Raw genomic sequence first — 20,945 nt, 5'->3', positions numbered from 1 at the left:
CACCGACAGTACGATAGACGACCGTGCAAAAAGCCTGCTGCTCCCACAGCCGGCTGTCTTCCCGACCCAAGGACACACCCATGGACCGCGTGCGAAACCTCCTGGAACAGATCCAGGGCCGCCTCGACGAGCTGAACAAGGCCGAACGCAAAGTCGCCGAAGTCATCCTGCTCAACCCGCAACAAGCCACCCGTTTCAGCATCGCTGCGCTGGCCCAGGCGGCCAAGGTCAGCGAACCGACCGTCAACCGCTTCTGCCGCTCGTTCGGCGTCAGCGGCTACCCCGAGCTCAAGCTGCAACTGGCGCAGAGCCTGGCCAGTGGTGCTGCGTATGTCAGCCGCGCAGTGGAGGCCGACGATGACCCGGCCGCCTATACCCAGAAGATCTTCGCCAGCGCCATCGCCTCGCTTGACAGCGCCTGCCAGCAACTGGACCCGCAACAGGTCAGCCGCGCTGTGGACATGATGATCCAGGCCCGGCAGATCCACTTCTTCGGCCTCGGTGCCTCGGCCCCGGTGGCCCTGGATGCGCAGCACAAGTTCTTCCGCTTCAACCTGGCCGTGTCGGCCCACGCCGATGTGCTGATGCAGCGCATGCTGGCCTCGGTCGCCCACACCGGCGATCTGTTCGTGATCATTTCCTACACCGGGCGCACCCGCGAACTGGTCGAAGTGGCGCGCCTGGCACGTGAAAACGGCGCTTCGGTGCTGGGCCTCACCGCCGCAGGCTCGCCACTGGCCAATGCCTGCAGCCTGAGCCTGCACATTCCGCTGCCGGAAGATACCGACATCTACATGCCAATGACCTCGCGGATCATCCAGCTGACCGTGCTCGATGTACTGGCCACCGGCATGACCTTGCGCCGCGGCGTGGACTTCCAGCCTCACCTGCGCAAGATCAAGGAAAGCCTCAACGCCAGCCGCTACCCGATCGAGGACGACGAACTCAACTGAGCCGGTGCGCCTGCAAACGCAGGTGCGCACGCTGCCCAGGCGCCAGGCTCAGGCCTTCACCACTGCCGCTGGTCGCCTCGACGCAGACAAAACGCTGCGACTCGCGGCCAGTCACCCCCATCAGCGGGCGATTGCCAGGGTGCCAGACCACGGTGTCGTCGCTGTCACCGGTGTCGATGCACAGCTCGCGCTGCCAGGCCGGGTCCTGCAATTGCACCCGTGGCGTACCGGGGTAGACCTTCTGGCAGCCGCCCTTGAGCTTCAGCGCGCCATCTTCACGGCAAGCCTGACGGTTGAGGCGGTCGTAACCCTCGATTTCTTCCAGACCAGACAGCGCTATCTCGGACACGTCACTGATGCGCCAGTACGCCAGCAGTGCATGGCTCAACTGGCAGGGTTCGCTGTCCTGATGCTCGGTGCTCAGGCTCAGTTCCATGCGGCTACCCAGCCGGGCGTGCAGGTCGACCTGCCAGTCGCACAGGTCCAGCCGCCATTTCAGGGTCACGCCCTCCTCGTCCTCACGGCTGTCCACCAGCTTCCAGTCCAGCAGCCGCGCCCAACCGTGGGCCGGCCACAGGTCTTCGCTGGGATGACGGCCATACCAGGGCCAGCACACCGGCACACCCCCCCGGATCGCCCCAACCTGCGGCCACTGTTCGGCGCACCACAGCCACGGCCGTTCACCCGCTGGTTGAAAGTGCAACAACTGCGCGCCCTGGCGGCTGAACACCGCCTGGCAACGGGGGTGATCGATGATCAGGACATCGCGCTGCTGATAACGCTCCCACTCGAATGTCGGCCGGGGCCGCTGCGAGGAAAAGAAGCGATGGAGCGGATGTTCGGGCATGGTTCAGAGCTCTTGTTGTTTGAGATAGCGCTGTCTCGGCCTATCCCCAACACCCACTGCAGACCAGTGGGTGCCGGGAACCGAAAATGGATTGGCGTAAATTTACAACAAGTTGCCTCAGAATGACGACTGAATCTTCAAGCCAGCGACCAGCGCGTTATCCACCTCGTCCACCCCGCCAGGGCTCTTGATGTACTGCAGGTTGGGCCTCACGGTCAGCCAGTTGGTGACGTGGAAGCCGTAGTAGAGCTCTGCGTTGTATTCGGTACGCTGCAGCGGTACGAAACCAGGGTTGTCGTAATCGTTGATGCCGCTCTGTGCGTTGAGCAGTTCGGCGCGCTTCTTCACGTCGTCATTCACATGAATTCGCGCCACGCCGAAGCCGATATCATCCTTGGGCCGAGCGTCGAAAGCGCCTTTGTAGACCAGCCCCACCTGCTGGTAGTTGTCGACCACGTTGGTGGCCTTGTCGTGCACGGTGAAGTTGGCGAACAGGCTGAGGCCCCGGTTGACGTCGCCGCCATGGGCAGTGACCTGCTGCTGCGCCACCACCCACCATCCGTGCTTGCTGGAATGCGACTTGAAGGCCTCATCGGTCAGCGCCTGCGGGTTGCCGTTGACGTCGTCGTACACATCGTCAGCCTTGGCCGTGCTGTAGTAGTAACCCAGGCGGTACTCGCCCGGCAGGCCATTGACCTTGGGCGACCACACCGCTTCCACCGGCAGGATCGCACCCTTGGTACCGCTACCGCTCAGCTTGAAGCCGTTGCCGGTTTCCAGGTTGGAGGGGTTCTGCTCGAAGGCCCCGACCTGCACGAAGAACGCCGGGGTGATGTTGTACTTCACCCGCAGCGCCCACTGGCTGACCGGCCAGTTGTACCAGATGCCGCCCACCCAGTTGCCCACCTGCGAGCCGCAGAAGGCCAGGTTCTGGAAGTCGCAAGGGAAGCTGTTGAAGTCCTCCCCCTCGCCAAAACGGCCAAATTTCACGTCCAGCGCGCCGTCAAAGTACTTCTGCTTGATCCACATCTGGGTCAGTCGCCAGGTCTGGCCACGGCCCCACACCTCCTGCACCGAGCTGAACTGCCCGGCGCGCGGGTCGCTGATGCGGTCGTTGGACAGGTTGCGACCGCTTCGCTCGGTGATTGCCAGCTTGAACTCGGCATCATGCCAGCCCAGTATCTTCTGCAAGTCCAGATGCGCGCCGAGGGCGAACTGGTCGCTGTAGCGTGCCGTCTTGTCGTCGTTGTAGCCGCCATGCAGGTTGCCAGCCACCTCACCCACATAATCGAGGGTGAAGTCATAGCCCTTGTCCAGCAGCTCGGTCCGGGTGCCGCCCCAGTCGCCGGTCATCCATTTGGATTCGCTGGAAAAAGCCTCGGCAGCCTGTGTACCGCTGCTGCCTACAATTGCAAGCAGGGCCAGCGATCCCAGTGTCTTGATGCGTTTGCGCTGTTCCATCCCTTTGCGTCCTCTTTTTCTTATTGATGGTGTAGACGATTCAACGGCCTTTGAAGTGAGCCACGTTGTCCTTTGCGGTTGCGCCAGTACCGGCCAGGTGCAGGCGCTCGCCATTGGCAGCGTCGAACAGCAGCACCCGGGCCGGGTCGAATTGCAGGTTGAGGGTGTCACCCACCCGGCACGCCACATCTGGCGCCAGGCGGCAGCACACCTTGGTCTGGTTGAGCGTGACGAACACCAGCAGGTCCGGCCCGGTGGGCTCTGTGACCTGCACCTCGGCGCGGATAGCCGGCAAACCATTGCCGTCAGCAGCGCCCAGGGCAATCTGCTCAGGGCGGATGCCGAGGATGATCTCGCGCCCCTCAAGCGCGTCAGCAGCCCCCCCCAAGGGCAGCTCGCAGCGCGCCTGGCCGCTGTCGAGCAACGCCAGCAAGCGGCCGTCCTGCCTGGCCAGACGCACCGGAATGAAGTTCATTGGTGGCGAACCGATAAAGCTGGCCACGAACTGGTTGGCCGGGTCGTTGTAGATCTGCTGCGGGGTGCCGAACTGCTGGATGATGCCGTCCTTCATCACCGCCACCTTGTCGCCCAGGGTCATGGCCTCGATCTGGTCATGGGTGACGTACACCGTGGTGGTCTTCAGGCGCTGGTGCATCAACTTCATTTCGGTGCGCATTTCGACCCGCAGCTTGGCATCGAGGTTGGACAGGGGTTCATCGAACAGGTAGATCTTGGGTCGCCGCGCCAGTGCCCGGCCCATGGCCACGCGCTGCTGCTGGCCGCCGGACAGCTGCGCCGGCTTGCGCGCCAGCAAGTGTTCGATCTGCAGCAACTTGGCCACCCGCGCCACTTCCTCATCGATGGCGGCCTGGGGCAGCTTGCGGATCTTCAGGCCGAATTCGATGTTCTCGCGCACGCTCATGGTGGGGTACAGCGCATAGGACTGGAACACCATGGCGATATCGCGGTCCTTGGGGCTCATGCCACTGACGTCCTGCTCGTCAATGAGGATGGCGCCGCCGGTGATCTGCTCCAGGCCGGCGATACAGTTCATCAAGGTCGACTTGCCGCAGCCCGACGGGCCCACCAGGATCAGGAACTCGCCATCCTTGATCGACAGCTGGATGTCCTTGAGGGTATCCGGCAGGCCGCTGCCGTAGGTCTTGTTCACATTGCGAAGTTCGAGCGTTGCCATGGCTTACCCCTTGACCGCGCCGGCCGTCAGCCCGCGCACGAAATATTTGCCTGCCACCACGTAGACCAGCAGGGTTGGCAGGCCAGCGATCATCGCTGCCGCCATATCGACGTTGTATTCCTTGGCCCCGGTGCTGGTATTGACCAGATTGTTCAGGGCTACGGTAATCGGTTGCGAGTCGCCGCTGGAGAACACCACGCCGAACAGGAAGTCGTTCCAAATCTGGGTGAACTGCCAGATCAGGCAGACCATGATGATCGGCGTGGACATCGGCAGGATGATGCGGCGGAAGATGGTGAAGAACCCGGCGCCGTCCAACCGTGCGGCCTTGACCAATGCGTCGGGGATGCTCACGTAGAAGTTGCGGAAGAACAGCGTGGTGAAGGCCAGGCCGTAGACCACATGCACCAGCACCAGGCCACCGGTGGTGCTGGCCAGGCCAAGCTTGCCGAGGGTGAACGAGGCCGGCAGCAGCACAGTCTGGAACGGCAGGAAACAGCCGAACAGCAGCAGGCCGAAGAACAGTTGCGAACCTCGGAAGCGCCACATCGACAGCACATAGCCGTTCAGTGCACCAATCGCGGTGGAGATCAGCACCGCGGGCACGGTGATCATGATCGAGTTCCAGAAGTAACCGCTGACCGCTCCCCAGGCCTTGACCCAGCCTATGCCGGTAATCACTGCAGGCCAGCTCAGCAGGTTGCCGGTGCTGATGTCTTCGGGGGTCTTGAAGCTGGTCAGCAGCATCACCACCAGCGGTACCAGATACAGCAGCACGGCGATCAGCAACATGGCATGGATGGCCATGCGGCTGAGGCTGAGCACCGGCTTGTCGACAGGACTATGCATGGCGTTTGCTCCGCAGCTCCGAGTACAGGTAAGGCACGAGGATCGCCAGGATTGCCCCGAGCATCAGGATGGCGCTGGCCGAGCCCATGCCCATCTGGCCGCGGCTGAAGGTGAACGAGTACATGAACATTGCCGGCAGGTCGGAGGAGTAACCCGGGCCGCCGGCCGTCATTGCCGCCACCAGGTCGAAGCTCTTGATGGCAATGTGCGAGAGGATCATCAGTGCACTGAAGAAGACCGGGCGCAGGCTGGGCAGCACCACGGTCCAGTAGATACGCGGCAGGCTGGCACCATCCATCTGCGCAGCGCGGATGATCGACGGGTCAACGCCACGCAAGCCGGCAAGGAACATGGCCATGATGAAGCCCGAAGCCTGCCACACGGCCGCGATCACCAGGCAATACACCACCCGGTCGGGATCGATCAGCCAGTCCAGGCGAAAACCCTCCCAGCCCCAGTCGCGCAGCAGCTTGTCCAGGCCCATGCCGGGGTTGAGCAGCCACTTCCAGGCCGTGCCGGTGACGATCATCGACAGTGCCATGGGGTACAGGTAGATAGTGCGGATGAAGCCCTCGCGACGGATGCGCTGGTCGAGCAACACTGCCAGCAACACACCGATGGCCAGGCTGATGGCGATGAACAGGCCGCCGAACAGAAGCAGGTTCTTGCTCGCCACCCACCAGCGGTCGTTGTCGAACAGACGGGCGTATTGCGCAAGGCCCGCCCACTTGTAGGTAGGCAGAAAGGTCGAGGTGGTGAAGGACAGCACGAAGGTCCAGAGGATGTAGCCGTAGAAACCCACCAGGACGATGAACATGCTGGGTGCCAGCACCAGCTTGGGCAGCCAGCGCTGAAGCGCGTCCAGGGGTGAGGCCCGCAGTTGGGCGGTGGTCGTAGTCATGTCTTGGATCCCGAGGTAGTGGCGGTGCTACGCACCGCTTCGCGGGCAAGCCCGCTCCCACAGGTCCGGCGTCATGACCAGGAACAGTGGTGAGCAGGGCCCATCTGGGAGCGGGCGTGCCCGCGAACAGCCGTTACTGGGCAGCCTTGATCGCCGCCGCCAGCTTCTTCGCCGCATCGGCCGGGTCGGCCTTGGGGTCGTTGATGTAGTTGGTCACCACATCGAAGAACGCGCCCTGCACGGCCAGCGTGGTGGCCATGTTGTGCGCCATGCTCGGTTGCAGGCCGCCGGTCTTGGCATCGGCAAGGAAGTCCTTGGCGGAGGTTTGCGCGCAGGCATCAAAACCGTGCTTGCCCATGTCGGCGAGCATGTCGTTACGCACCGGGATCGACCCTTTGTTGGTGCTGAAGACCTTCTGGAAGTCCTCCCCCAGCACTTTGCGCGCGATGTCCTGCTGCCCGGCAGAGGTGCCGGCGTTGTTCTGTTTGAACACCACCAGCGAGTCGATGTTGTACAGGAAGGCCTTGTCGGTACCGGGGAACGGCACGCACTGGTAATCCTTGCCGGCGGTTTTCTTCGCCAGGGTCCATTCGCTCTTGGCCCAGTCGCCCATGATCTGCATGCCGGCCTTGCCGTTGATGACCTTGGCGGCTTCCAGGTTCCAGTCCTGGCCCTTGCCGTCCGGGTCCATGTAGGTGGCGACCTTCTTCAGCTCGGTCAGCGCCTTGACCATCTGCGGCCCGGTCAGCGTTGCGCTGTCGAGGTCGACCATGGCCTTCTTGTAGCCGTCGGCGCCCATCACTGCCAGCACCACGCTTTCGAACACGGTGCTGTCCTGCCACGGCTGGCCACCATGAGCCAGCGGGATGAAGCCGGCCGCCTTGAGCTTGTCGGCGGCGGCGTAGAATTCGTCGAGGGTGGTAGGCGCCTTGTCGATGCCGGCTTTTTTGAACACCTCGGGGTTGATCCACAACCAGTTGATGCGGTGGATGTTCACCGGTACGGCAACGTAGTCACCGTCGTACTTCACGGTGTCGGCCACTTTCTTGTCGAGCAGCGAGTCCCACTTTTCGGCCTTGGCCACATCCTTGAGCACATCGGCGTCGAGCAAGCCGGTGGCCGCCCAGTCCTGGATGTCGGGGCCTTTGATCTGCGCGACACCGGGCGGGTTGCCTGCGACGGCGCGGCTTTTCAGCACGGTCATGGCCGTGGCACCACCACCACCGGCAACAGCGCCGTCCTTCCAGGTGAAGCCGTCTTTCTCGACCTGCGCCTTGAGCACATCGACCGCCGCCTTTTCACCGCCAGAGGTCCACCAGTGCACGACCTCGACACTGCCTTTGGATTCGGCAGCCGAAGCCCCCAAAGGAAGTAAAGAAGCCAGAGAGATTGCGGCAGCGAGACGGAGCGTGGAATTCATCGGAGCACCTTTCTTGTTGTTATGCCGTGCAAGTCGATCGCTTGCGTAGCATGAAGTCTAAACAGCGTGCCCGCCTCGTCAGGTAACGAAGCGATGCGTGAATGTCATCATCTGGTTACATAGCTGGAGCTGGCCAGGTTGCTGGCCAGGCTGGGTGCCAGCGGCAAGCCTGGCAGCAGCAGCGCCTGGTAGGCGTGGTAGAGGTCGGGCTTGCCCGGCCAGATGGTCCCCGCTGGCCGGTTGCGGGCATCGAGTTCGTGGTGCCAGCTGCCAGCGACAGGGTCGATGAAATGGTTGGCGATAAAGTCCCAGCAGTTGCGGTACCACTGCTCGTACTGGGCTTCGCCGGTGCGCTGCAACAAGGCTGCTGCGGCGGCGCAAGCTTCGGCGTGCACCCAGTGCAGGCGTGCATGCACCACCGGGCGATTGGCCCAGTCCAGGGTGTAGACGAAACCTGCAGCGCCATCGACGTTCCAGGCATGCTGGCAGGCGGCATCGAACAATCTGCAGGCACTGTCTGGAAGCCACTGCGGGGCGAGCAACCCGGCCCGTTGCAGGCTGGCCTCCAGGTGCAACAGTAGCCGTGCCCATTCCATGGCATGCCCGGGCGTAGTGCCATAGGGCCGGAAGTGGTCAGCGGGGTGCTCGCGGTTGTAATCCGGCAGCGGCTGCCAATGGGCGTCAAAATGTTCGATGACCCGATAACCGTTGGCGGCGGCATGGGTATGGATAATGCGCTCAGCAATGCGCAAGGCGCGTTGCAGCCAAAGGCTGTTGCCGGTGGCATCGGCCAGGGCCAGGAAGGCCTCGGTCGCGTGCATGTTGCTGTTGGCGCCACGGTACGGCTCAGGCAGTTGCCATGCGCGAGAGAAGGTCTCTCGAAGGGCACCCTTGGCTTCGCTCCAGAAGTGCGTTTCGAGCACCTCGGTTGCATCGGCCAGCAACAGCTGGGCATCGGCTGCACCGGCCACCACTGCAGAGCTGGCGGCAAGGGCGACGAAGGCATGCAGGTAGGCAGCCTTGCCGCTGTCTTCCTGGCCGCCGGGGTGGGCGAACCAGCCACCGTAGCTGGCGTCCTGCATGGCCCCACGCAGGGCGGCCACACCGTGTTCGGCATAGGCCAGGCTGCCGGGAATGCCCTGCAGATGGGCCAGGGCGAAGCAGTGGGTCATTCGCGCGGTATTCATGGTTTCGGCGCAGGCGCCGGGAGTGAGCTGGCCTTTGGCATCCAGGTTGCCGAAGCCGTCGGGCAGTTTCGCGGCTTTGGCGAATGCCAGCAGGCGCTGCGCTTCGGCCAGGCGCCAGGCGGCGTGGGCCGGGGCATTGAGCCAGCTGTGAGCGGACAGGTTGAGGGAAATCATGGGCCAGCTTGATCCTTGCCAGTCGTTTGCGAATTCTAGCCAGCGGGGTCATGGCGGATGTCACGAAGGACGACGGGATTGTCACCGGGCAGTGACATTTTGGGTGCCTGTGCGGGCCTCTTCGCGGGTGAACCCGCTCCTACGACGTAAACCTGACTCGGTCGTTGCAGGAGCGGGTTCACCCGCGAAGAGGCCCGCACAGGCACCCCAAAAACTCAATCCATACCCCGCGGCAGATACAGGGTCACCCGCAGCCCGCCCTCACGCAGGTTCAGCAAGCTCACCTCGCCCCCATGGCTATGGGCGATGTTGCGCGCAATGCCCAACCCCAGCCCATAGCCCTGCTGCTGCCCGGCCAGACGGAAATGCGGCTCGAACACCTGTTCCAGCTGCTGTTGCGGCACCCCGGGCCCCTGGTCATCCACCTGCAGCACAAAGCCCTCTGCCCCGTCGATGATGCGCAGCCGCGCCCGTTCGCCGTACTTGATGGCGTTGTCGATCAGGTTGCCGATGCAGCGACGCAACGCCAGCGGCTTGCCCGGGTAAGGCGCCAGCGCCTGGCCCTCGACGGTGATGCGACCATCGCCCAGGTAAGGCTCGGCCAGAATCTCCAGCACCTGGTTAAGGTCGACCGGCTCGATGTTTTCGTGGATGTCGGTGTCCTTTACACACTGCAAGGCGCCTTTGACCAGCAACTCCAGCTCGTCCAGGTCCTGGCTGAACTTGGCCTGCAGGCGCTCGTCCTCCAGCAGTTCGACGCGCAGGCGCAGGCGCGTGATCGGCGTGCGCAGGTCGTGGGAAATGGCGCTGAACAGCTGGCTGCGTTCGGTCAGGTAACGGCTGATACGCTCGCGCATGCTGTTGAATGCCCGACTCACCTCGACCACTTCGCTGCCGCCAGCTTCAGCCACTGGCGCCACATCGGCACCCAGCGACATCTCTCGGGCGGCCCGCGCCAGGCGCTTCAGTGGCCAGCTTTGCCAATGCACCAGCAAGCCGATGAACAGCAACAGCAAGGCCGTGGTCAGCACGATGAAGCCGATCTGCTGGCGCGGCAGGCGTTCGGCTTCCAGCCCCGTGTACGGTTCGGGCAACAGTGAGGCGATGTACAACCATTCGCCCTCGCCCAAGCGGATCTGCGTGACCAGTACCGGGGGTTTCAGCGGCTCCAGGGTCAGCGAATAATGGGCCCATGAGCGCGGCAGCTCGTCGAGTTTGAGGCCGCTGTTGAAGATGCGCAGGTCGTCAGGCCCGACAAACTCCACGGAAATTTCCATCTGCGAACCCAGGCGCTCGTGCAGCACCTGCTGGAATTCATCGATCACCGCCTGCTTGCGAGGGGTGACGGGCAGTGCCTGCATGTCCAGCGGCGTGGCGTTGAGCGACACGAAGAAACGCGTGCCACCCATGCTGCGCAATTGGTCGAGCACCAGCGGCCGATAGGCCACCGGCAGCGAGCGGAAGTAACTGACGCTGGCACTCATGGAATGGGCCAGGCTGCTGGCGCTGGCACGCAGCCCCTGAAGCTGGCTGGCCCGCAGCTGGGACACCCAGATGATGCTGGACAACCCCTGGGCCAGCAGGACAACCAGCAAGGTCAGCAGCAGCATGCGCCCCAGCAAGGAGCGCGGCAGCAGGCGCCAGCGCCGCTCAGGGCGCACAGCAGACATGCGCCGCCAACAAGTAGCCACTGCCACGCACGGTGCGGATCAGCCGGGGAGGTTTGTCGGTATCGCGCAGGCGCTGGCGCAGACGGCTGACCGCCATGTCGACGATACGGTCCAGCGGCATCGGTTCGCGGCCACGGGTGGCGTTGCCGATGGTGTCGCGGTCGAGGATTTGCTGCGGGTGATCGAGGAACAGTTTGAGCAGGGCAAAGTCGGCGCCAGAGAGGATCACCTCCTCTCCATCACGGTGGAACAGGCGGTGGCTGACCGTGTCCAGGCGCCAGTCGTCGAAGGCCAATACGGCACTGCCCGGCGCCGCCTGGCCGAACTCGGAGCGGCGCAACAAAGCCTTGATTCGCGCTTGCAATTCGCGGGGGCTGAACGGCTTGCCCAGATAGTCGTCAGCGCCCAGCTCCAGGCCGATGACCCGGTCGGCCTCGTCGGAGCTGGCGGTGAGCATGATGATAGGTACGCGCGCCTGGCGTGGGTGCTGGCGTACCCAGCGGCACAAGCTGAAGCCGTCTTCGTCGGGCAACATGACGTCAAGAATGACCAGGTCGCAGGGCGTGGTTTCCAGCGCGTGGCGAAAGCCCTTGCCGTCAGCCTCGGCATGTACCTGGAAGCCGGAGCGGCTCAGGTAGGTTTGCAGCAGTTCACGGATTTCCTGGTCGTCGTCGACCATCAGGATCGATTTGCCGGCAGTGCTCAAGGTGGTCCTTCCTCTTGTTGATTGCAGGTCTTTTTGCCTGCTGTCGGGTAGTGCCATTGGCGCCGCAAAGCGGCTCCATCAGTGATCCAACGCCTGCTGCAACGCTACCCCTGCCCCCTCCAATCCGGAAAATTCCGCCGTCACCAGCCACACCGGCACCCCGGTAAAATAGCCACTCATACACCCCTTGTCGGCAAAACTCGCGGCAAACCCGCTACGCAGGAACAGCTCGGCAAAGCGCGGAATCACACCGCCCACAATATAGACCCCGCCTCGCGCGCCCAGCGTCAGCACATTGTTACCCGCCACTCGCCCAAGGAAACGACAGAACTGCTCGACCACCGCCAGCGCCCGTGGCTCACCGCCCAGTGCGGCATCGGTGATATGCGCCGGGGTCTTGTGCCTGGGCGTGTCGCCGTCCAGCGCACAGATCGCCTGGTACAGCCGCACCAGGCCACCCCCACTGAGCACGGCCTCGGCGCTGACATGGCCGATCTGACTGTGGATCTGCTGGTGGATTGCCGCTTCGCGAGCATTGCCTACCGGCAAGTCAACATGCCCGCCTTCACCCGGCAGGGCCTTCCAGTGCTGTTCGCCCAGACGCAGCAGCGAGCCCACACCCAGGCCAGTACCTGGCCCGATCACCAGTGCCGGCCTCGAGGGGTCGGCCTGGCCGGGGCACACCTCGCGGAACTCGCCTTCGCGCAGACGCGTCATGCCCAGCGCCATCGCGGTGAAATCATTGATCAGCAACAGTCGCTCGACCTGCAAGGTCTTGCAAAATGCCGTGCGGCTCAGGCGCCAGTGGTTGTTGGTGAAGCGAAATTCATCGCCATCGACCGGGCCGGCCACCGCCAGGCACACCGCCGCCAGGCCACCGCGGGCGATACCTTGGCTTTCCAGGTAGGCCTCGATGGCCTGCTCGGGGTTGGTGTAGTCCGCGGTGGCGAAAACATTTACTTCATGCAGCTGGTTGTCACGCCACAACGCAAAACGGGCATTGGTGCCGCCAATATCACCAACCAGCAGGTGCTTCATTTGAGGTGCTCCAGGGCCGAGGTAAAGGCACTGGCGCCCTGCTCTGCCGGGCTGAACGCCATGCGCATGAAGCCGAACAGCTCGCGCCCACACCCCAGGTCGTTGCCCTGGGGGGCTGGCGGCAGCTCACGGCTGGCCAGTTCTTCGGCCGACACCATGATCCGCAACGTGCCTTCGACTCCGTCGACCCGCACGATATCACCATCGCGCACCCGCGCCAGCGGGCCGCCGTCGTAAGCCTCCGGGCAAACGTGGATGGCCGCGGGGATCTTGCCCGAGGCACCGGACATACGCCCGTCGGTAACCAGCGCCACCTTGTAGCCACGGTCCTGCAATACACCGAGGAACGGGGTGAGTTTGTGCAGTTCCGGCATGCCATTGCAACGCGGACCCTGGAAGCGCACCACCGCGACAAAGTCACGCTCCAGCTCACCGGCCTTGAACGCGTCGGCCAGCGACTGCTGGTCCTGGAACACCCGCGCCGGGGCCTCGACCACCTGGTGCTCGGGGGCAACGGCAGACACTTTCATCACGCCACGGCCCAGGTTGCCCTCCATCACACGCAGGCCGCCTTCGGCCGAGAATGGTCGCGACACCGGGCGCAGGATGCTTTCGTCCAGGCTGTGTTGCGGCCCTTCGCGCCACACCAGCTTGCCATTGTCGAGGAAGGGTTCCTGGGTGTAGCGGCGCAGGCCATGGCCGGCCACGGTGTTCACATCTTCGTGCAGCAGGCCGGCATCGAGCAGTTCACGAATCAGGAAGGCCATGCCGCCGGCAGCCTGGAAGTGGTTGATGTCGGCCTTGCCGTTGGGGTACACGTGCGACAGGGTCGGCACCACTTCGGAGAGGTCGGCCATGTCCTGCCAGGTCAGCTGGATACCGGCAGCCTGGGCAATCGCCGGGATGTGCAGGGTGTGGTTGGTCGAGCCGCCAGTCGCGTGCAGCGCGACGATGGAATTGACCAGCGCCTTCTCGTCGACGATTTCGCCCAGCGGCATGAAGCTGCCGCTGGCCTTGGTCATGCGCGTCACCTGCTGCGCAGCCTCGGCGGTGAGTGCGTCACGCAGCGGCGTGTACGGGTTGACGAACGAGGCGCCCGGCAGGTGCAGCCCCATCACTTCCATCACCAGTTGGTTGGTGTTGGCGGTGCCGTAGAAGGTGCAGGTGCCGGGGCTGTGGTAGGAATTCATCTCGGACTCCAACAGCTCTTCGCGGCTGGCCTTGCCTTCGGCATAGCGCTGGCGCACATCGGCCTTCTGCTTGTTGGAGATGCCGGAAACCATAGGCCCACCCGGGACGAAGATGGTCGGCAGGTGGCCAAAGCGCAGCGCGCCCATCATCAGCCCGGGGACGATCTTGTCGCAGATGCCCAGCATGAGTGCTGCGTCGAACATGTTGTGCGACAGCGCTACCGCCGTGGACATCGCGATCACTTCACGGCTGGCGATCGCCAGCTCCATGCCCGGCTCGCCCTGGGTCACCCCGTCGCACATGGCCGGCACGCCACCGGCGAACTGGCCGACCGAGCCGACCTCGCGCAGGGCCTGCTTGATCTGCTCGGGGAAGTGCAAGTAAGGCTGGTGGGCAGACAACATGTCGTTGTAGGCCGAGACGATGGCCACGTTGGCCGCGTTCATCAGGCGCAGAGTCTGCTTGTCTTCGCTGCCGCAACCGGCCACGCCGTGGGCGAAGTTGGCGCACTGCAGGCTGGCACGCATGGGGCCTTCACTGGCCGCACCGCGAATCAGTTGCAGGTAGCGTTCGCGGGTGGCGCGGCTGCGTTCGACCAGCCGCTGGGTGACCTCAAGGATGCGCGGATGCATGTACTGGACTCCAGGCTAATTGTAAGGGCGGTTTACCGGGCATTTCCCCTCCAAACGATTGCGGCCTAGGCTCATGGTTAGGAGCCCGCTGCATCGGTGGAGGCACGTTGCCCAACCACTCGTTGTATATTTAAACAAAATACTGCCACTAAAAAGGCTTGTTTTCTATCAGCCAGTGAATAATCTTGTAATTCCAACAACAAAACCGTTTCAGTGAAGCTCCTTTGTGCCACAGGTTTCACTCGAACTGCCAGAGGTACTGCCATGACCCTTCGCATCGCCATCAATGGATTCGGCCGAATCGGGCGCAACGTCCTGCGCGCACTGTATACCCAAGGCTACCGCCAGGACCTGCAGGTCGTCGCCATCAACGACCTGGGCGACAGCACCATGAATGCCCACCTGCTCAAGTACGACAGTGTCCACGGCATATTCGACGCGACCGTCGAGGCCGACCACGAAAGCCTGACGGTCAACGGTGACCGTATCGCGGTCAGTGCCATTCGCAATCCGGCCGAACTGCCCTGGAAGGCCGAGGCGATCGACGTGGTGTTCGAGTGCACCGGGCTGTTCACCGACCGCGCCAAAGCCGCTGCGCACCTGGCTGCCGGGGCGGGCAAGGTGATTGTCTCGGCTCCGGCCAAGGGTGCCGATGCCACTGTGGTGTACGGGGTCAACCACGACATCCTGCGGGCCTCGCACCAGGTCATTTCCAATGCTTCCTGCACCACCAACTGCCTGGCGCCGATCGCCCAGGTGCTGCACCGGGAGTTCGGCATCGAGCAAGGCCTGATGACCACCATTCACGCCTACACCAACGACCAGGTGCTGACTGACGTTTACCACAGCGACCCGTACCGTGCGCGTTCAGCCACCCAGTCGATGATCCCGAGCAAGACCGGTGCCGCCGAGGCCGTGGGCCTGGTGCTGCCGGAGCTGGCCGGCAAGCTGACCGGCATGGCGGTGCGGGTGCCCGTCATCAACGTGTCGTTGGTGGACCTCACCGTCAACCTCAAGCGCGAGGCCACGGCCGAGCAGGTCAACCAGCTGTTCCTCGAGGCCAGCAAGCATTCCAAGGTATTGGGCTACAACGCCCTGCCATTGGTTTCCTGCGATTTCAACCACAACCCGCTGTCGTCGATCTTCGATGCCAACCATACCCGGGCCAACGGGCGGATGCTCAAGGTGCTGGCCTGGTATGACAACGAGTGGGGGTTCAGCAACCGGATGCTGGATAACTGCCTGGCGCTGCACCGGGCTGGCTGACGCGACCCGTGTGGGGGCAACTGCCCTGCTCAATTTCTAAAAGCTGGCGCGATCCCTGTGGGAGCGGCCTTGCGTCGCGATAGGGCCGTGCAGCGGCCCCAGGATCTCCGCATCATGCATAGATTGCTGGGGCCGCTTTGCGGCCCTATCGCGACACAAGGCCGCTCCGACAAGGGTTGCTCAGGCCTCGTGGCAAACGTGGTCGTCGACCAAGGTATAACGCACCGTGACCGATGAATGGTTGGGGCAGGCTCAAGGTTGCAGGCCGCTCCCACAAAAAAGCACACGGCATCCCGCGACTACAATCTTTACCTTTTCCTGATAATTCCACACTTGACCTGCAGCACGGATGATAAGCATTATCATTAACCTTTCGTCGGCCAGGTCCCCCCGTGAGTCAGTCCCGGTTCAATTCCGTCTTCCTCGTTCAGCGCCTCACCCTGCTGCGTACCCTGCAGCGCATGGTCGGTAACCCCAGCACGGCCGAAGACCTGCTGCAGGAAACCTACCTGCGGGTGTCCCGCGCGCTGGGCGAGCGGCCCATAGAGCACATCGAGCCGTTTGTGTTTCAGACCGCGCGCAACCTGGCGTTGGACCACCTGCGTGCACGCCGGGTGCAGGCACGCATGCTGGTCGACGACGTGCCCGACGAAGTGCTGCACAGTGTCGCCGCGCCCGCCACCAGCAGCGAGGATGCCGCGCACGCCGAGCAGTTGCTCAAGCACCTCAGCGTCAGCCTCAATCAACTGAGCGAGCGCCAACAACGCATTTTCATCCTAAGCCGCCTGCATGGCGCCACCTATCTGGAAATCGCCGAACAACTGAGTGTTTCGCCCAGCACGGTACAAAAGGAACTGAAACTGATCATGGCAATCTGCATGGGTGTTGCCGAACGACTCAAGTAAGCTGACCGCAGGCGAACGGCAACGCAAAGCCCTTGCCACACCCCGCCTTAGTCTTGATCATTCGCAAAAAACCATTCAAGGATTCACCGTGACCGACAGCCCCGCCCCTCGCCCGTCACCTGCCAGGCCTATTGCCCGTGCTCGTGCCATGGACGAGGCGCTGGACTGGCTGGTGCGCCTGCAATGCGCAGATGCCGAGGACACCCGGGCCTTTGAAGCCTGGCTGAGCGCCGCGCCCGAAAACGCCGAGGCCTATGTCGAGGCTGAGGCACTGTGGAACGGTGCGCCGTTGCATCAGGTGGCCACGCACATGCACCAGCGGCAACGCCGCTCATTACGCGGGCGCCTGCGCAGTCACTGGAAACCCCTGGCCACCGCGGCGATGCTGCTGGTCGGGCTGTTCACCGTCGGTAACCTGCCCATGCGCCTGCAGGCCGACCACCTTACGGTGGTCGGCGAGCGCCAGCGCTTGCAACTGGAAGACGGCGCAAAAGTGCTGCTCAACACCAATTCAGCGTTTGCCAGCGAACGCCAGGACGGCCGCCAGGTCGCCCGCCTGCTACAGGGCGAGGCTTACTTCCAGGTCCCCGAGGGCGCTCAGTTGCCGCTGGAGGTTGAAGCCGGGCCGTTGCGCGCACAGGTGCGCGACACCGACTTTGCCGTGCGCTACCTTGACGGCGAGGCCCAGGTACGGGTGCAACGCGGTGATGTCGACCTGCAGGGGGATCGTGACCAGCGCATCCGCTTGACTGCCGGCGACAGCATCAGCGTCGGCCCCCAGGGCTTTGGCCAGCGCCAGCGCCCCGACATGCACAAGGACCTGGCCTGGATCGACGGCCGTCTGGTGTTCGAGAACTGCCCGTTGAGCCAGGTACTGGCCGAAGTGCAGCGCTACTACCCGGGCTGGATCATCAACCGCAATGCGCAGCTGGAGAACGTTGCCGTCACCGGTAACTACCGCCTCGACCAGCCGCTGGAAACCCTGCGCGCACTGGCCCACATCACCTCGGCACAACTGCATGAGTACCCGGCGCTGGTCATCCTGAACTGACCCCTGAATTATTTTTACGCGATCGCACTTGCCCGCCCGTCTCGTTATAGCAATGCAACTGATTCTTGTTTAAAGCAAGAGCAGCCATCACCTATAACAGCCCGCGCGTCTGGGAGCGCTTCCGATGTCCACTGGTCCTACCCGCTCGTCCAACCTTCCCCGCCGTACAGGACAACTGTCCCTGTTGACCCTTGCTCTGCTCGCCAGCGGCGCCTGCAGCCTGCCGGCGCTGGCCGCCGAGCCGGCCCAGGCCAGCAGCCCGCGCATGGGCGACTACCGCTTCAGCATCGACCAGCAGCCGCTGGTGTCGGCGATCAACGCCTTCAGCCAGGTCACCGGCTGGCAGGTCGGTTTCAGCGCCGAGCTGGCCGACGGCGTGGCTTCGCCAGGCGTACAAGGTTCGCTGCCGCCAGATGCTGCCCTCAAGCGCCTGTTGCGGGGCACCGGGCTGAGCTTTCGCAAGATCAGCAACGGCAATGTGGTACTGGAGCGCCAAACCGCAAGCAACGTGATCGCCCTGCAGCAGGTGACCGTCAGCGCCACCCGCAGCGCACAGGACGTCAGCCAGGTGCCGAGCACTGTCAGCGTGCAGACCCGTGAGCAACTGGACCGGCAGAACGTGAACAATATCCAGGATCTGGTGCGCTACGAGCCGGGGGTGTCGGTATCCGGAACCGGCCAACGCAGCGGGCTGAACGGCTACAACATCCGTGGTATCGACGGCGAGCGGATCCTCACCCAAGTCGACGGCGTGTCGATCCCCGACAGCTTCTTCTACGGCCCTTACGCCCAGACCCAGCGCAACTACGTCGACCCGGAAATCGTCAAGCGTGTGGAAATCCTCCGCGGCCCGGCCTCGGTGTTGTATGGCAGCAACGCCATCGGCGGTGCGGTGAGCTACTTCACCCTCGACCCGGACGACATCATCAAGCCCGGTAAAGACGTGGGTGCACGCCTGAAAACCGGCTACAGCTCGGCCGACGAAAGCTGGCTGACCTCCGCCACCGTCGCCGGCCGCCAGGGTGATTTCGACGGCCTGCTGCACCTGAGCCAGCGCAACGGCCACGAGACCGAAACCCACGGCAGCCACAGTGGCGACGGCCTGTCGCGCACCGAAGCCAACCCGATGGACGTGCGCACCACCAACGTGCTGGCCAAGCTGGGCTGGAACTACGCCGACGACGCGCGTCTGGGGTTCACCTACGAGCGCTACAAAGATGACCGCGACCAGAACATCCTCAGCGCGGTGGGTGGGCCGTTCATCCCCGGCTTTGGTGGCATGAACTCGTACCGCATGCGCCAAGGCAACGACACGATCACCCGTGAACGCTTCGGCCTCAATCATGAATTCGACCTCGATAGCGTGGTCGCAGATCACGTCAAATGGAGCCTCAACTACCAGATCGCGAAGACCGACCAACGTACCGATGAGCTGTATGTCGCCTCGGGACGCCAAGTGCTTCGGGACCGGCAGACTACCTACAAGGATCGCCAGTGGGTATTCGACGCCCAATTGGACAAGGCCTTCAGCATTGGCCAAACCGACCACCTGTTTACCTACGGCACCACATTCAAACAGGAGAAAGTAACGGGTTCACGTAGCGGCACCGGCACTTGCCTGAACATCGGGGGTACCTGTACAGCCATCGGACAGGACAGCGCGCGTGACGGCCAGGCCTTGGTCAGCGACTTCCCGGACCCGACCGTGAATACCTACAGCCTGTTCGCGCAGGATGAAATCCGCTGGAACAACTGGACCTTCATGCCCGGCGCGCGCTACGACTACACCCGTATGGAGCCCAAATTCACCGAGGAATTCCTGCGTGGCCTGGAGTCCAGCGGTACAGCGCCTACCTCCCAGGACGATTCGGACAAGAAGTGGCACCGCGTCTCGCCCAAGTTCGGCCTGACCTACGCCTTCAACGACAATTACACCTGGTACGGCCAATATGCAGAGGGCTTCCGCACGCCGACCGCCAAAGCCATGTATGGCCGCTTCCAGAACCTGGACCAAGGCTACCGCGTGGAGGGCAACCCGAACCTTGAGCCTGAAAAGAGCAAAAGCTACGAAACCGGCCTGCGTGGCAACTTCGACGCCGGCAACTTCGACGTGGCAGTGTTCTACAACAAGTACCGTGATTTCATCGACGAAGATGCCGTGCAAAGCGCCAACCTGGAACAGACCTTCCAGGCCAACAACATCAAGCACGCCACCATCAAGGGTGCCGAATTCAAGGGCCGCCTGAACCTCGACCACTTCGGCGCACCGCAGGGCCTCTATACCCAAACCTCGATTGCCTACACCTATGGTCGTAACGATGACACCGGTCAACCGCTGAACAGTGTCAACCCGCTCAAGGGCGTATTCGGCCTGGGCTACGAGCAGCAGAACTACGGTGGCTTGCTGAGCTGGACGCTGGTCAAGCGCAAGACCCGTGTCGACGACAGCACCTTTTATTCGCCTGACGGTTCTACCTCGAAGTTCCGCACCCCGGGCTACGGTGTGCTGGACCTGACCGGCTACTACAAGGTCACCGACGACGTCACCATCAACGCCGGGCTGTACAACCTTACCGACAAGAAGTACTGGCAGTGGGATTCGGTGCGCAGCTACGACGGCCAGGGTGAGGCGGCTGTGACCCAGCCAGCCAACATCGACCGCCTGACCATGCCGGGGCGCAACTTCGGTATCAATGTGGTTTGGGATATCTGAGGCGTTACGTCTGTACCGGCCTCTTTGCGGGTAAACCCGCGAAGAGGCCGGTACTGGCAACACAAATACCGGCTTTTTTTACTGTCCCGCTCCCGCTGTTTCGTCTTGTATCTAGACGCCCTCTTTCCAAGGACTGCCCCATGACCGAACGCCCATCCCTGCGCTCCCAACGCCTGAACCAGATCACCCACGCCCCGCACGCCGAGCTGGATGCCCTGGTCAAATCCCACGCGCCTTTCGACAGCCGCGAAAGTTTCGCCCGCTTCGTCGTCGCGCAGTACCTGTTCCAGTCCGAGCTGCAGGCCCTGTACAACGACCCTCAGCTGATCGCCATCGTCCCTGATCTGGCTGAGCGCTGCCGTGCCGACCAGGCCCGCCTGGACCTTGCCGACCTCGACACCGAAGTACCGGCCGCCGTACCGGGTGCCGTGGGCAAGCTGAGCCTGGGCGAGGCAATGGGCTGGATCTTCGTCTCCGAAGGCTCCAAACTGGGCGCTGCGTTTCTGATCAAGCGTGCCGTGGCCCTGGAACTGTCCGACAGCTTCGGTGCCCGTCACCTGGGGGAGCCCGCCGGTGGCCGTGCCGAAGGCTGGAAGCAGTTCACCCGCATCCTCGATGGCCTGGCGCTCTCGCCGGAAGAGGAAGCGGCTGCCGAGCGCGGTGCAGTGGCCGCTTTCGAGCGCTTCACCGAGCTGCTCAAGCACGCCTACGCTGCGGATGCCGCGCTGGTCTGATACGCCGAAGCCGGCCACCCCTCCGGTGGCCGAACCGTTTTATGCAGTGAGA

18 protein-coding genes are annotated in these 20,945 nt (G+C 63.3%); 6 read left to right on the top strand and 12 right to left on the bottom strand.

Going from position 1 to position 20,945, the window contains the following annotated elements; translation table 11 throughout:
- Window positions 1-89: 89 nt before the first annotated feature.
- Window positions 90-953 carry a DNA-binding transcriptional regulator HexR gene (hexR, locus tag BJQ17_RS18535; RefSeq protein ID WP_169774905.1) on the top strand — a complete coding sequence of 288 codons (864 nt, stop codon included), beginning with the start codon at window positions 90-92 and terminating at the stop codon, window positions 951-953.
- Here hexR and BJQ17_RS18530 read toward each other — a convergent pair.
- The 12 genes from BJQ17_RS18530 to BJQ17_RS31235 all read right to left on the bottom strand — a co-directional run bounded on the left by BJQ17_RS18530 (window position 946) and on the right by BJQ17_RS31235 (window position 14,490).
- Window positions 946-1,800 (bottom strand): D-hexose-6-phosphate mutarotase, encoded by an 855-nt coding sequence (locus tag BJQ17_RS18530; protein WP_070096431.1) that lies wholly within the window; start codon window positions 1,798-1,800, stop codon window positions 946-948. The two genes, hexR and BJQ17_RS18530, sit on opposite strands and share 8 nt — an antisense overlap.
- A 117-nt stretch (window positions 1,801-1,917) precedes the next feature.
- A complete protein-coding gene (locus BJQ17_RS18525; RefSeq protein WP_070096430.1) occupies window positions 1,918-3,261 on the bottom strand; it encodes a carbohydrate porin in 1,344 nt (447 codons plus the stop codon).
- Between the two features lie 40 nt (window positions 3,262-3,301).
- Entirely contained in the window at window positions 3,302-4,456 is a 1,155-nt protein-coding gene (locus tag BJQ17_RS18520) for an ABC transporter ATP-binding protein (protein WP_004575642.1), read from the bottom strand.
- A 3-nt stretch (window positions 4,457-4,459) separates the two neighbouring features.
- The gene (locus BJQ17_RS18515; protein WP_070096429.1) at window positions 4,460-5,305 is read right to left on the bottom strand and encodes a carbohydrate ABC transporter permease; all 846 of its coding nucleotides are present in this window, start codon (window positions 5,303-5,305) and stop codon (window positions 4,460-4,462) included.
- The gene (locus tag BJQ17_RS18510) at window positions 5,298-6,206 is read right to left on the bottom strand and encodes a carbohydrate ABC transporter permease (protein WP_003255050.1); all 909 of its coding nucleotides are present in this window, start codon (window positions 6,204-6,206) and stop codon (window positions 5,298-5,300) included. Before BJQ17_RS18510 ends, BJQ17_RS18515 begins: the two co-directional genes overlap by 8 nt.
- 133 nt (window positions 6,207-6,339) lie before the next feature.
- Window positions 6,340-7,626 (bottom strand): ABC transporter substrate-binding protein, encoded by a 1,287-nt coding sequence (locus BJQ17_RS18505; protein WP_003255052.1) that lies wholly within the window; start codon window positions 7,624-7,626, stop codon window positions 6,340-6,342.
- Window positions 7,627-7,733: 107 nt separating this feature from the next.
- The gene (locus tag BJQ17_RS18500) at window positions 7,734-8,987 is read right to left on the bottom strand and encodes an AGE family epimerase/isomerase (RefSeq protein WP_070096428.1); all 1,254 of its coding nucleotides are present in this window, start codon (window positions 8,985-8,987) and stop codon (window positions 7,734-7,736) included.
- Between the two features lie 215 nt (window positions 8,988-9,202).
- A complete protein-coding gene (locus BJQ17_RS18495; protein WP_004575644.1) occupies window positions 9,203-10,657 on the bottom strand; it encodes an ATP-binding protein in 1,455 nt (484 codons plus the stop codon).
- The gene (gene gltR / locus BJQ17_RS18490; protein WP_003255055.1) at window positions 10,638-11,363 is read right to left on the bottom strand and encodes a two-component system response regulator GltR; all 726 of its coding nucleotides are present in this window, start codon (window positions 11,361-11,363) and stop codon (window positions 10,638-10,640) included. Before gltR ends, BJQ17_RS18495 begins: the two co-directional genes overlap by 20 nt.
- A gap of 78 nt (window positions 11,364-11,441) precedes the next feature.
- The gene (locus BJQ17_RS18485; protein WP_004575645.1) at window positions 11,442-12,401 is read right to left on the bottom strand and encodes a glucokinase; all 960 of its coding nucleotides are present in this window, start codon (window positions 12,399-12,401) and stop codon (window positions 11,442-11,444) included.
- Window positions 12,398-14,224, bottom strand: a complete 1,827-nt coding sequence (edd, locus tag BJQ17_RS18480; RefSeq protein ID WP_003255057.1) for a phosphogluconate dehydratase — start codon at window positions 14,222-14,224, stop codon at window positions 12,398-12,400. Before edd ends, BJQ17_RS18485 begins: the two co-directional genes overlap by 4 nt.
- Window positions 14,225-14,301: 77 nt before the next feature.
- Window positions 14,302-14,490 (bottom strand): hypothetical protein, encoded by a 189-nt coding sequence (locus BJQ17_RS31235; protein ID WP_127644126.1) that lies wholly within the window; start codon window positions 14,488-14,490, stop codon window positions 14,302-14,304.
- Between BJQ17_RS31235 and gap the strand changes: the two genes are divergently transcribed.
- The 5 genes from gap to BJQ17_RS18455 all read left to right on the top strand — a co-directional run bounded on the left by gap (window position 14,489) and on the right by BJQ17_RS18455 (window position 20,893).
- A complete protein-coding gene (gap, locus tag BJQ17_RS18475; protein WP_070096427.1) occupies window positions 14,489-15,490 on the top strand; it encodes a type I glyceraldehyde-3-phosphate dehydrogenase in 1,002 nt (333 codons plus the stop codon). The two genes, BJQ17_RS31235 and gap, sit on opposite strands and share 2 nt — an antisense overlap.
- A 392-nt stretch (window positions 15,491-15,882) precedes the next feature.
- Window positions 15,883-16,395, top strand: coding sequence for an RNA polymerase sigma factor (locus BJQ17_RS18470; RefSeq protein ID WP_003255059.1), 513 nt, complete (start codon window positions 15,883-15,885; stop codon window positions 16,393-16,395).
- 88 nt (window positions 16,396-16,483) lie between these two features.
- Window positions 16,484-17,446 carry a FecR domain-containing protein gene (locus BJQ17_RS18465; protein WP_070096426.1) on the top strand — a complete coding sequence of 321 codons (963 nt, stop codon included), beginning with the start codon at window positions 16,484-16,486 and terminating at the stop codon, window positions 17,444-17,446.
- 124 nt (window positions 17,447-17,570) lie between these two features.
- Window positions 17,571-20,159, top strand: coding sequence for a TonB-dependent receptor (locus BJQ17_RS18460; RefSeq protein WP_070096425.1), 2,589 nt, complete (start codon window positions 17,571-17,573; stop codon window positions 20,157-20,159).
- 140 nt (window positions 20,160-20,299) lie between these two features.
- Entirely contained in the window at window positions 20,300-20,893 is a 594-nt protein-coding gene (locus BJQ17_RS18455) for a biliverdin-producing heme oxygenase (protein ID WP_003255063.1), read from the top strand.
- The last annotated feature ends 52 nt before the right edge of the window (window positions 20,894-20,945 follow it).

Origin of the sequence: Pseudomonas sp. NBRC 111139, from assembly GCF_001753955.1 — a bacterium.
GTDB lineage: Bacteria > Pseudomonadota > Gammaproteobacteria > Pseudomonadales > Pseudomonadaceae > Aquipseudomonas > Aquipseudomonas alloputida.
The sequence above is the reverse complement of the archived record's forward strand: the minus strand, read 5'-3'. Positions and strand labels throughout refer to the sequence as shown.